Below are 12,125 nucleotides of genomic sequence, written 5' to 3'. Positions count from 1 at the left end.
CTCCTCCCATCGGTCGTGGCGGTAGCACCCACGCCCGGTCCCTCGCTGTCGCGTCGGCCGACGACGGCGGCGAGGTCCCGCGGGTTGCTGCGGCGTCGACGTGCCACGTCACTCGGCCGCTCGGGATGGTCACCGCGATCGTACGACACGGCGTCCGGCCTGCGGGACGGGCGTCTCGCAGGCCGGACGCCGTGTCTCAGTCCGGCCGGTCCGCGGTACGTCGATCTGTCGTGTACAGGACCGTAAATCTGTAGTGTTTAAGTGCGTCGATCTGTAGTCTTGAGCGCATGGCCTGGGGTAATGTCGACTCCATGGACTACACCCCGCGAGCAGTTGATGGCCTGTTGGACGACGTCATGTCGGGTCTGCCTGCCGTCGCGCTCGAAGGGCCGAAGGGCGTCGGGAAGACAGCGACGGCACGTCGTCTGGCCCGAACCGTGCTCTCGCTCGACGACCCGGATGAGGCGCGGCTCGCCGAGATCGACACCTCGTGGCTCACCGAGGAGCCGCGGCCCGTGCTCGTCGACGAATGGCAGCAGGTGCCCGCTACGTGGGACAGGGTGCGCCGCGCGGTGGACCGCGGGGCGCCGCCAGGAAGCTACCTGCTGACCGGGTCAGCAACACCGACCGAGCGGACGCACTCGGGCGCGGGGCGCATCGTGCGACTCCGCATGCGCCCCATGTCGATGGACGAGCGAGGCCTGGTCGAACCCACGGTGTCGTTCGGTGAACTGCTCGGCGATCACCCGGCGCCCGTCAGTGGACGATCCGAGCTGGTGCTGCGCGACTACGCCGAGGAGATCGCTGCGTCAGGGTTCCCCGGAATGCGGACCCTTCCTGAGCGGATGCGGGTGCGGGCGTTGAACGGGTATGTCGCGCGCATCGTGGATCACGAGTTCAGTGAGGTCGGGCACGTGGTGCGCAGGCCGGAGACGCTCCGTGCCTGGCTGACGGCCTTCGCCGCGGCCACGAGCTCGACGGCGTCCTACGAGTCCATCCTCAACGCATCGACGTCGGGGCAGGTCGACAAGCCGTCGCGTTCGGCGACCATTGCCTACCGGGACACGCTCGCCCGGCTCTGGCTGATCGACCAGGTGCCGGCGTGGCTCGGGCCCCGGCGGCGCCTGGCGTCGCTCGCGCAGTCGCCCAAGCATTTCCTGGCAGACCCTGCCTTGGCCATGAGGCTGCTCGGTGTCGGTGCGCGTGGTCTTCTCGAGCGTCCTCACCCGGGAAAGGTGACCATCCGCGACGGACTCCTGCTCGGCGCCATGTTCGAGCACCTGGTCGCACTGTCGGTCCTCGTCCATGCCGAGACGCACGAGGCCAAGGTCTCGCACCTGCGGACCAAGCAGGGTGACCACGAGGTCGACCTGATCGTCGAGCGGGACGACGGCAAGGTGGTGGCCATCGAGGTCAAGGTCGCGCCGCACCCGACAGATCATGATGTCAAGCACCTGCGGTGGCTCAAGGAGAAGCTGGGGGACGACCTGCTCGACGCCGTCGTCGTCACCACAGGGCCCATCGCCTACCGGCGCCCCGAGGACGGGATCGCCGTCGTTCCGCTGTCACTGCTTGGTCCGTGAGCTCTCCGAGGGGAGCCCATCGCCCCGGACGATGTCGGTCAGCTCGCCCAGCGCTTCGATTCGAAAGGTCGCACCCGAGAAGTCGCCGGACCGAGTGAACTCGTGGTGGACGACGGCGCAGTCGATGCCGGCCGCCACTGCTGACCGCAGCCCACGGGCCGAGTCCTCCACGACCAAGGTCTCGGCCCTGGTGGCGCCGAAGCGCTCCAAGCCCATGAGGTACGGCTCGGGGTCCGGCTTGGCGCGCTCGTAGTCCTCACGCACGAGGACGAAGTCCATGAAGGCGCGGATCTGCCGCTTCTCGTGGATGAGGTCGAAGTCCGCGCGCTTGGCGGTCGTCACGACGGCCAGACGCGCGTGCCGTGACAGCTCGGCCAGCACCTCGACGACGCCGTCGATCTCGATCTGCTGCGTCCGCAGGTACTCCTGGTAGTAGTCGTCGCGTGCCTCGCGGAGCCGATCGATCGTCTGCTCGTCGACACCCGCCGACCTGGCCTGGACCCACGTGCCCAGGCCGTTGCTCATGTCGCTCAGGTACTGCGGCTTGTCCAACGTCAGGTCGACGTCGGCGAAGGCGCGTTCGCCGGCCTTGAAGTACCAGTGCTCGGTGTCCACGAGCACGCCGTCATGGTCGAAGAGGATGTACTTCTTCATGCCAGATCGTCTCCTCCTCTCCGGCACGCGACCCTCAGGTGCCCGCATCCTGAGACAACGCGCCCATCTGTTGACATCGCCGCTCGCGATTGGTGACCATGGCAGCAGGTCATGAGCGCCAGCGCGAAGCCCCGGCTCGCTGGCCGGCAACCCTCCCCTCGCGGCGGGGTGCCCCGGGTGACGACCTGGCTCCGCGCCGTCCGGCGTCGGGCAAGCGCGGGGAGGTCGCTCCCCGGAACCTGAGGAGGACCGCATGACCGCTCTCACCGAGACCCTCGCCTGTCCCGACGCCGAGGTGGGCCACCTGCGCCCCGTCCTGCCGGTGGTCGGCCACGACACGCCCGCCCCGCTCGTCGACGGACGCCGCGTCCCCTACGCGAACCTCGACGTCGCGGCCTCCGCCCCCGCGCTGCAGGCCGTCGCCGACCGCATCACGCGCACGCTCCCGCTGTACGCCTCCGTGCACCGCGGTGCCGGCTATCTCTCGCAGGTGGCCACCTCCCTGTACGAGACCGCTCGGCGCACCATCGGCGAGTTCGTCGGGGCCCGGGACGACGACGCCACACTGATCGTGCGCAACACCACCGACGCGCTCAACCTCCTGGCGGGTTGCCTCCCGGCGTCCGACGACGGCGAGCCGGGCCGGGTGCTCGTCCTCGACGTGGAGCACCACGCGAACTTCCTGCCCTGGCAGCGGTCCGCCCGCGCCACGGTGCTGACCGGCTGCGAGACGGCCGCCGCCACCGTCACGGCGCTGCGCGAGGAGCTCGCGGCGGCTGCCGCCGTCGGGCAGGGGTACGCGCTCCTGGCCCTGACCGGCGCCTCGAACGTCACGGGCGAGGTGCTGCCGGTGGCGGACCTGGTCGAGTCGGCGCACGCCGTCGGCGCCCGCGTGCTGCTCGACGGGGCGCAGCTCGTCCCGCACCGCCGCTTCTCGCTGGCCGAGACCGGCGTCGACTATCTCGCGTTCTCCGGGCACAAGACGTACGCCCCGTTCGGCGCGGGCGTGCTCGTGGGCCGTCGCGACTGGCTCGACACCGGCACGCCGTACCTCGCGGGCGGTGGCGCCGTGCGCAGCGTGCGCGTCGACGGCACGGAGTGGCACGACGGCCCGGCGCGGCACGAGGCCGGGTCGCCCAACGTGCTCGGGGCGGTGGCGCTCGCCGCCGCCTGCGAGGCGCTCGGCGAGATCGACGGCCAGACGCTGCGCGAGCACGAGGACACCCTGCGCGGACGGCTCGTCACGGGCCTCGAGGCGATCGACGGCGTAGAGGTGGTGCGGCTCTGGCCCGACGCGGCCGACGCCGTCGGGGTCGTGACGTTCACCGTGGACGGGTACGAGCCCGGACAGGTCGCGGCCTACCTGTCGGCCGAGCACGGCATCGGGGTGCGCGACGGCCGGTTCTGCGCGCACCCGCTGCTCTCCCGGCTCGGGTACGGCGCCGGGGCGGTCCGGTCGTCCGTGGGTGTCGGCACCGCCGGCGAAGAGGTCGAACGGCTGGTCGCAGCCGTGGGCACCCTGGTGACGGACGGCCCGCAGGCGCACTACGACGTGGTCGACGGCCTCTGGATCGTGGTCGACGACCCGCGTCCGGTGCCCGAGGGATCAGGGCTGGAAGGGCTGCTCGTCACCGCCGGCCCCGGCCGGGACGAGGCGTTCGGCTGCCTCCCCGAAGACGCCTGACGGCCCACGCCGAGGTAGTACGGCTCACCAGACCGGCGGGCGCCGCTCCGGCCAGCGCAGCACGTCCTCGAGCTGGGCGGCCAGGGCCAGCAGCGTCAGCTCGCCGCCGGGGCGCCCGATGATCTGGATGCCCATCGGCAGGCCGTCGTCGGTCCAGTGCGTGGGCACGGTGATCGCCGGCAGCCCGGCGACGTTGAGCCACGACGTGAACGGCGTGTACTGGCACTGCTGGGCGAAGTTCCGGTCGGGGTCCTCGGGGTCGAACCACCCGACGGGCCGCGGCGTCATGGCCAGCGCGGGCGTCACCACCGCATCCAACGAACCCAGGCCCGCGATGAGCCGGCGCTCGAACGCGGTGAGCACCCGCAGCGCCTCGACCAGCTCGCGGGCGGGCACCTCGCGGCCACGCCCGATCAGCCAGCGGGTCAGCGGCTCGAGCTGGTCCAGCGCGGCCTGGTCGTCGATCGGCACCGCCGAGGCGCCGCCCATCCACAGGCTGCGGAACGCGTCGCCGTACTCGGGCGCCGGGTCCCACCGGTGCTCCTCGACGCCGTGGCCGAGCCCGCTCAGGGCCGCCACGCCCGCGTCGAGGGCCGCCGTCGCCTCCGGGTCCACGGTGATGTCGTAGTAGTCGTCCCACGCGGACCAGGTGCTCACCCCCAGCCGGAACCGGCCGCCGTGCTCGGCCCCCACGGCCCGCGCGGTACCGTCCGGGCCGACCACCTCGCCGCGCTGTGCCGCCGCGAGGTACGCCCCCGCGCCCGCCGCCTCCGTGCGCAGCGTGTACGGGTGCGCCACCCGGCCGTCGGCGCGCCGCGCGAGCATCCCCTCCAGGAGCAGAGCGGTGTCCGCGGTGGTCCGGGCGAGCGGCCCGTTGACGACGAGCCCGCCCGGCGACTCGATCCCCGAGCCGGAGGGCAGCAGGCCGCGCGAGGGCTTCAGCCCGACCACCCCGCAGGCCGCGGCCGGGATGCGGACGGAACCTCCGCCGTCGGACCCCGGGGCGAAGGGGAGCAGCCCGGCCGCGACGGCGACCGCCGCGCCGCCGCTGGAGCCGCCCGCACCCCGCTGGAGGTCCCACGGGTTGCGCGCGACCGGCCCGGCGAGCGGTTCGGTGTAGGCGGGGAAGCCGAGCTCAGGAGCGGTGGTGCGCCCGAGGCTCACGGCACCCGCCGCGTCGAGATCGAGCACGACCCCGTCCGAGACCTGCGGCACGAACCCGGCGAGCGCCCGGGAACCGAACCCCGTCGGCACCCCGGCGCGGGCGAACAGGTCCTTGTCGCCCGTCGGCATGCCCCACAGCGTGCCCGACGGCGGCCCGAGCGTCGCGACGCGTTCCCGCGCCAGGTCGGCGGTCACCCGGGAGAACGCGCCGAGCGCGTCGTTGCGCGCCGCGATGCGGGCCAGGAAGTGCTCGGTCACCTCGGTCGGTGCGAGCTCGCCGGACCGGAGGCGGTCGCGCAGCTCGACGGCGGTCTGCTCGTGCAGGGCGTCCATGACTCGAGGCTACGTCGTCGGCCGCGAACATCCCGTCAGAGCGGCGTGACCGTCCCCGAGAAGTGCTTCTGGCGACGCCGGCCGTTCCAGCCGACGTACGCGAAGCCGTCCTCCTCCTGGGTCACGGCGAGGTCCACCGTCCCGGGCAGCAGCACCGGCTTGCCGAACTCCACCGTCCAGCGGTAGGCGTCCCCGCGCTGGTGCCCGACGTCGGCCAGGGCGCGCGCGGCGGTGTACATGCCGTGCGCGATCGCCCGCGGGAAGCCGAACGCCTTCGCAGAGAGCGCCGACAGGTGGATCGGGTTGCGGTCGCCGGAGACGGCACCGTAGGCGCGGCCCGTACCGGGGCCGAGCGCCCAGCGGCCGGTCGGCAGCGGCAGGTGCCACTCCGGGCGGGACTCGTCGTCGACCGCCGGGGCGTCCGGCAGCGAGAAACCCTTGGCGAGGTACGTCGACACCCCGCGCCAGACGGCCCGCTCCTCCGGGCCGGCGCCGTCCCGCCGGATCTCCGCGACGAGGTCCACCTGCACCCCGCGCCGGTGCGGACGCAGGTTCTCCGCCCAGGCCCGCACCTCGAGGACGTCCCCCACCCGGACCGGGCCGCGCAGCTCCACCGCGTTGCGCAGGTGCACCATGCCCAGCAGGGGCAGCGGGAAGTCGCCGCGCACCATGACCGCGGTGGCCAGGGGGAACGCCAGCACGTGCAGGTAGCCGGCGGGCAGCACGTCGGCGACGGGCTCGTGCAGCAGACGCTGGTACTCGTGCAGGTGCCGGGCGAGGCCGGTGGTCGTCACTCCCGCGACGCGGTACGCGACGTCGGGAAGCGTGAGCGGGCCTCCGTCGTGCTCCGTGTCCGACGCCGAGCGACCGGCCCCGATGACCGGCAGCGCGGGCAGGGCACGGCCGGCGGCGATCCGGCCCGACGCCGCGGCTCCTCGCGCGTAGAGCCCGCCGAGCCCCGGGAGGCTCGGCTGGGTCTCGACGCGGAGCGCGGTTCCGTCGCTGGTCCGCAGCGGTTCGGCCGTCACTGGCCCACCATGTGCTGGCCGCACACCCGCAGGACCTGGCCGTTGACGCCGGCGGCCGCCGGGGAGGCGAGGAACGCGATCGCCTCGGCGACGTCGACCGGCCGGCCGCCCTGCGCGAGGGTCGGCAGGCGGCGGGCCACCTCCCGGATGGCGAAGGGGATCGAGGACGTCATGTCGGTCTCGATGAAACCGGGGGCGACGGCGTTGGCGGTTCCGCCCTGCGCAGCCAGGAGGGAAGCCGTCGCGCGGGTGTGCCCGATGACGCCGGCCTTGGAGAAGGCGTAGTTCGACTGCCCCTTGTTGCCGGCGATGCCCGACGTGGAGGCGAGCGAGACGATGTGCAGCCCGTCGAGCCCGGCGGCGAGCAGCGTCTCGTTGATCCGCAGCTGCGCGGCGAGGTTCACCGCGACGACCGCCTCCCACTGGGCCGGCTTCATGTTGGCCAGCAGCTTGTCGCGCAGGATCCCCGCGTTGTGCACCACGATGTCCAGGGCGCCGTGGCGCTCGCGGGCGTGGGCGAGGATGCGCGTCCCCGCGTCGTCCGCGGTGACGTCGAGCTGCAGCGCGGTGCCGCCGACGTCGTTGGCCGTGCGGCTGAGCCCTTCGCCGGCGGCGGGGACGTCCACGCAGACCACCGTCGCGCCGTCGCGGGCCAGGGTCTGCGCGATCGAGGCGCCGATGCCGCGGGCGGCACCGGTGACCACGGCGACCTTGCCCGCCAGCGGGCGGTCCGTCGTCAGGTCCGCTCCGGTCGGTTCGGCCGGGCCGACGCGCAGGAGCTGGCCGTCGACGTACGCGCTCTTCGCCGACAGGAAGAAGCGCACGGTGGCGAGGGTCGACCCGGCGCCGACGGCCGCGCCGTCGGTGAGCACCACGCCGTTGCCGGTGGCGCCGGCGCGCAGCTCCTTGGCGAGCGAGCGCAGGAACCCGTCGACGCCGTTGCGGGTGGCGGACAGCGCGGGGGAGTCGCCCTCGGCCGGCGCTCGCGAGACGGTGACGACGCGGCCGTTGGGGGCCAGCCGGCGCAGCACGGAGCCGACGGCGAGGACCGGCTCGGCGAGGTCGGTGGGCGTCTCGGCCTCTGTCACGACGAGCAGCACGGCTCCCCAGCGGACGTCGTCCGTGGGCTGGCGGCGCACGTCGACGTCCCATGCGAGGAGTGCCTGGGCGAGCACGTCGGCGTCCTTCTGGGAGGCGCCGTCGGACACCACGAGCACGGGGCCGACGGCGAGCGGGTCGCCGGCGCGGTAGCGGCGCAGGATCGCCGGGCGGGGGAGGCCGAGCTTCTTGGCGAGCGTCTTGGTGAACCCGGAGTTGACGGCCTGGGTGTAGCGGTCGGTCATCGGTTTCCTTCCCGGGTCAGACGGACTCGACGACGGCGGTGGCCCCGAGGCCGCCCGCGGCGCAGACGGAGATGAGGGCGCGGGCGGGCCGGCCGGTCTCCGCGGCACGCTGGGCGACGAGCTTGGCGGCGGTGGCGACGATCCGCCCGCCGGTGGCGGCGAAGGGGTGCCCGGCGGCGAGCGAGGAGCCGTTGACGTTGATCTTGGCGCGGTCCACGGTACCGAAGGCGCCGTCCAGCCCGAGCTCGTCGCGGCAGTAGTCGGGGTCCTCCCAGGCGGCCAGCGTGGTGAGCACGGTCGACGCGAACGCCTCGTGGATCTCGAAGAAGTCGATGTCGTCCAGGGTGAGCCCGGTGCGGGCGAGCAGACGGGGCACGGCGTGCACGGGGGCCATGAGGAGGCCCTCGTGGCCGTGCACGAAGTCGACCGCGGCGGTCTCGGCGTCGACGAACCGGGCGAGGACGGGCAGGTCGTGGGACTCGGCCCACTCGCGCGAACCGAGCAGCACGGTGGAGGCGCCGTCGGTCAGCGGCGTGGAGTTGCCGGCCGTCATGGTGGGGGTCGTCTCGAGCGACCGGCCGAAGACGGGCTTGAGGCTCGCGAGCTTCTCGAGCGAGGTGTCGGCGCGCAGGTTGTCGTCGCGGGTCACGCCGCGGAAAGGGGTCACCAGGTCGTCGAAGAACCCGGCCTCCCACGCGGCGGCGAGGTGCTGGTGGCTGGCGAGCGCGACCTCGTCCTGCGCCTCGCGGGCGATGCCCCAGCGGGCGGTGGTGACGGCCTGGTGCTCACCCATCGACAGCCCGGTGCGGGGTTCGTCGGTGGCGGGCACCAGCGGTTTGAGGTCGCCGGGGCGGATGGCGGCGAGCGCCTTGGCGCGGGCCTGCCAGGTCTTGGCGTGCTGGGCCTCGAGCAGGGCGCGGCGCAGGCCCTCGCTGACGGCGATCGGTGCGTCGGAGACGGTGTCGCTGCCGCCGGCGACGCCGGACTCGATCTGGCCGAGGCGGATCTTGTTGGCGATGTTGATGGTCGCCTCGAGGCCGGTGGCGCAGGCCTGCTGGAGGTCGAAGGCCGGCGTGGCGGGGGACAGGGAGGAGCCGAGCACGGACTCGCGGATCAGGTTGAAGTCGCGCGAGTGCTTGAGCACGGCGCCGCCGACGACCTCGCCGAGGCGTTCGCCCTGGAGGCCGAACCGGGCGACGAGGCCTTCGAGCGCGGCGGTGAACATCTCCTGGTTGGAGGCGTCCGCGTACCTCTTCCCCGCGCGCGAGAAGGGGATGCGGTTGCCGCCGACGATGACGGCGTCGCGGACACCCTGGGGCTGGGCGGCTGTGCCGCCAGCCGCGGGGGCGCTGGTCTTCTGGCGAGTAGCCACTGCGGTGCTTCCTTACACTCCGACGGTTTCAGGTGGTACTCACAGTACCTGATACTCTGAGTTTCGTGAGACGAGGAGGGGGTGACCGATGACGGTCGCAGCACAGGGACGCGCGGACAACGCATCCCGCCCGAGGCCCGACGGCCGGTCGACCCGCTGGGACGATCATCGCGCCCAGCGGCGCACCTCGCTCGTGCGCGACGCGCGCCGGGCGATCCACGAGCTCGGCCCCGGCGCGTCGATGGACGACATCGCGGCCGTGGCCGGCACCTCCAAGTCCATCTTCTACCGCTACTTCGACGACAAGGCCGGGCTGCGGCTCGCCGTCGCCGAGGCGGTCGTGGCGGGCATGCACCGGCGGCTGGCCGCGGCGGCCCACGAGGCGCCGACGCCGCACGCCGCCCTCCGGGCGATGGTGCGCGTCTACCTGCAGACCATCGAGGCCTCGCCGCACGTCTACTGGTTCGTCACGCGCACGTCCATCGGCGGCAACGTGCCCGACGACGGCGCCTCGGGCCAGGTGGAGGCGCTCGGCGCCTACCTGGACTCGGTCATCACGCTCGTCGCCGAGCCTGCCGCGCAGGCCGCGGGAGTCCCGGAGCCGACGGCGGCCGCCTGGGCCGCCGGAGCCGTCGGCTTCGTGCGGGGCACCGGCGAGTGGTGGCTCGGTCACGCCCTCGCCGCGGGTCTCACGCGCGAGGAGCTCACGGACCAGATCACGACCTGGCTCTGGAACGGGCCCGTCGGGGTGCTGCACCACGGCACCTCCGGCCGGCCCGCGGGCCTGACGGACACACCCACCACCGAGAAGCAGGAGTCCTGATGACGACGACGTCCGACCGCCCCGCGGCCGACCACGCCAGCACCACTTCCGCGAGCGCAGCCTCCGCGACCGGCGACCTCCGGATCGATGTCGACGGGCTGACCCAGCTGCTGCTGGGCCGCTGGCCCGAGGACCGCCGTCGTGCGCGCGAGCGCGCCGGCGAGGCGCGCTTCCACAAGGACGAGACGCTGACGCCGGCGGAGCACCGGGAGCGCACCCTCGAGCAGATGCGCGAGATGGTCGCCGACGGCGAGCGGATCTCCTGGCTCGCCTTCCCGGAGCGCCTGGGCGGCTACGACCAGCCCGGCGCGAACCTGGCCTGCTTCTCCGAGCTGGTCGCGGCCGACCCGTCGCTGCAGATCAAGGCCGGGGTGCAGTGGGGCCTGTTCGGTGCGGCGATCCTGCACCTGGGCACGCCCGAGCAGCAGGACCGGCTGCTCCCGGGTGCGATGGACCTGAGCGTCCCGGGCGCCTTCGCCATGACCGAGACGGGGCACGGGTCCGACGTCGCCTCGATCGGCACCACGGCGACCTACGACCCCGCGACCGAGGAGTTCGTCATCGACACCCCGTTCCGCGGGGCCTGGAAGGACTACCTCGGCAACGCGGCGCAGCACGCGACGGCCGCCACGGTGTTCGCCCAGCTGATCACGGACGGCGTCGACCACGGCGTGCACTGCTTCTACGTGCCGATCCGCGAGACGAACCCCGACGGCAGCGCCGGAGCCTTCATGCCCGGCGTCGGCGGCGAGGACGACGGTCTCAAGGGCGGTCTGCGCGGCGTCGACAACGGCCGCCTGCACTTCACGGGCGTCCGCGTCCCGCGCACCGACCTGCTGGCCCGCTACGGCTCCGTGGCGGCGGACGGCACGTACTCGTCCCCGATCGACAGCCCCGGGCGTCGCTTCTTCACCATGCTGGGCTCGCTGGTGCAGGGCCGTGTCTCCCTCGACGGCTCGGCCGTCAACGCGGCCAAGATCGGTCTCGCCATCGCGGTGAAGTACGCGGCGGAGCGCCGGCAGTTCGCCGGGCCCGGCGTCGACGAGATGGTGGTGCTGGACTACGCGACGCACCGTCGCCGGCTCTTCCCGCGGATCGCGGAGGCGTACGCCGGGCACTTCGCGAACGAGCGCCTCCTCGACCTGTTCGACGACGTCTTCTCCGGCGAGCACGACACCCCGGAGAACCGGGAGGACCTGGAGACGACGGCGGCAGCCCTGAAGTCCACGTCGACGGCGTTCGCGCTCGACACGCTGCAGGAGTGCCGCGAGGCGTGCGGGGGCGCCGGGTTCCTCACCGAGAACCGCATCACCTCGCTGCACGCCGACCTCGACGTCTACGCCACGTTCGAGGGGGACAACACCGTGCTGGCGCAGCTCGTCGCCAAGCGGCTCGTCGGCGACTACGGGCGCGAGCTCAAGGGTGCGACGAAGACACCGACCGGCATGGCTCGGTTCGTCGTGGAGCGGGCAACCGACGCCGCGCTGCACCGGACGGGCCTGCGCCGGGTGACGCAGGCGATCGCCGACATCGGTGACCCGCGCCGGGCGGCGGGGCACCTGCGCGACGCCGACACGCAGCGCGAGCTGCTCGCCGACCGGGTGGCGACCATGGTCGAGGAGGTGGCGCTGGCGCTGCGGCCCGCGCAGAAGGCGTCCCCGGCCGAGGCGGCCCGCATCCTCGACGAGAACCAGGTGGCCCTGGTGGAGGCTGCGCGCGCGCACGCCGACCTCCTGCGCTGGGAGGCGTTCACCGACGCCCTGCCGTCGATCGACGACCCGGGCACCCGCCGAGTGATGACGTGGGTGCGGGACGTCTTCGGGCTCACCGTGATCGAGCGCAACCTCGCGTGGTACCTGCTGCACGGCCGGCTCTCCGACCAGCGTGCCCGCACGGTCACGGCGTACGTCGACCGGCTGCTGCTGCGGCTGCGCCCCCACGCCGTGGACCTGGTCGACGCCTGGGGCTTCGGCCAGGAGCACCTGCGGGCCAAGATCGCCTCGGGTGCGGAGGCCGAGCGCCAGGACGAGGCACGCGCCTACTACGCGGCCCGGCGCGCGAGCGGCGAGGCACCGGTGAGCGAAAAGGCTCTCAAGAAGAAGCGCTGAGCGCCTCCGGGAGCGGTCCGCGCCGCCGCCGGC

The 12,125-nt window shown here is 73.4% G+C and carries 9 protein-coding genes and 1 riboswitch; of the genes, 4 read left to right on the top strand and 5 right to left on the bottom strand.

The window, feature by feature from the left end; translation table 11 throughout:
• Positions 1–287: 287 nt before the first annotated feature.
• On the top strand, positions 288–1,583 hold the full coding sequence (locus tag ACH5HR_RS05385; RefSeq protein WP_402373556.1) for an ATP-binding protein: 1,296 nt from the start codon (positions 288–290) through the stop codon (positions 1,581–1,583).
• On the opposite strand, the gene ACH5HR_RS05380 is transcribed toward ACH5HR_RS05385, so the two are convergent.
• Positions 1,566–2,237, bottom strand: a complete 672-nt coding sequence (locus ACH5HR_RS05380; RefSeq protein ID WP_402373559.1) for an HAD family hydrolase — start codon at positions 2,235–2,237, stop codon at positions 1,566–1,568. The two genes, ACH5HR_RS05385 and ACH5HR_RS05380, sit on opposite strands and share 18 nt — an antisense overlap.
• A gap of 107 nt (positions 2,238–2,344) precedes the next feature.
• Positions 2,345–2,460, top strand: a riboswitch (SAM riboswitch).
• A 30-nt stretch (positions 2,461–2,490) separates the two neighbouring features.
• On the opposite strand from ACH5HR_RS05380, the gene ACH5HR_RS05375 reads away from it, so the two are divergent.
• Positions 2,491–3,921: an aminotransferase class V-fold PLP-dependent enzyme gene (locus tag ACH5HR_RS05375; RefSeq protein ID WP_416476635.1), complete on the top strand. Its 1,431-nt coding sequence runs from the start codon at positions 2,491–2,493 to the stop codon at positions 3,919–3,921.
• Positions 3,922–3,945: 24 nt separating this feature from the next.
• Here the strand turns inward: ACH5HR_RS05375 and ACH5HR_RS05370 are convergent, their stop codons facing one another.
• Genes ACH5HR_RS05370 through ACH5HR_RS05355 form a run of 4 tightly spaced genes read right to left on the bottom strand, consistent with a single transcriptional unit; the run spans position 3,946 to position 9,161 of the window.
• Positions 3,946–5,418: an amidase gene (locus ACH5HR_RS05370; protein ID WP_416476634.1), complete on the bottom strand. Its 1,473-nt coding sequence runs from the start codon at positions 5,416–5,418 to the stop codon at positions 3,946–3,948.
• Positions 5,419–5,453: 35 nt separating this feature from the next.
• Complete coding sequence (locus ACH5HR_RS05365) at positions 5,454–6,446, bottom strand: MaoC family dehydratase (RefSeq protein ID WP_416476633.1); 993 nt, start codon at positions 6,444–6,446, stop codon at positions 5,454–5,456.
• Positions 6,443–7,789 carry a 3-oxoacyl-ACP reductase gene (locus ACH5HR_RS05360; RefSeq protein WP_416476632.1) on the bottom strand — a complete coding sequence of 449 codons (1,347 nt, stop codon included), beginning with the start codon at positions 7,787–7,789 and terminating at the stop codon, positions 6,443–6,445. Before ACH5HR_RS05360 ends, ACH5HR_RS05365 begins: the two co-directional genes overlap by 4 nt.
• A 16-nt stretch (positions 7,790–7,805) precedes the next feature.
• Positions 7,806–9,161 carry an acetyl-CoA C-acetyltransferase gene (locus ACH5HR_RS05355; protein WP_416476631.1) on the bottom strand — a complete coding sequence of 452 codons (1,356 nt, stop codon included), beginning with the start codon at positions 9,159–9,161 and terminating at the stop codon, positions 7,806–7,808.
• An 88-nt stretch (positions 9,162–9,249) separates the two neighbouring features.
• Between ACH5HR_RS05355 and ACH5HR_RS05350 the strand changes: the two genes are divergently transcribed.
• Together ACH5HR_RS05350 and ACH5HR_RS05345 are read left to right on the top strand one after the other, a co-directional pair.
• Entirely contained in the window at positions 9,250–9,984 is a 735-nt protein-coding gene (locus tag ACH5HR_RS05350) for a TetR/AcrR family transcriptional regulator (RefSeq protein ID WP_402373576.1), read from the top strand.
• A complete protein-coding gene (locus ACH5HR_RS05345; protein ID WP_416476630.1) occupies positions 9,984–12,092 on the top strand; it encodes an acyl-CoA dehydrogenase family protein in 2,109 nt (702 codons plus the stop codon). The genes ACH5HR_RS05350 and ACH5HR_RS05345 overlap by 1 nt, the downstream gene beginning before the upstream one ends.
• Positions 12,093–12,125: the final 33 nt, after the last annotated feature.

The organism is Isoptericola maris, from assembly GCF_048065335.1.
Taxonomy (GTDB): domain Bacteria; phylum Actinomycetota; class Actinomycetes; order Actinomycetales; family Cellulomonadaceae; genus Isoptericola; species Isoptericola rhizosphaerae.
This window is presented reverse-complemented; position numbering and strand designations above follow the sequence as displayed.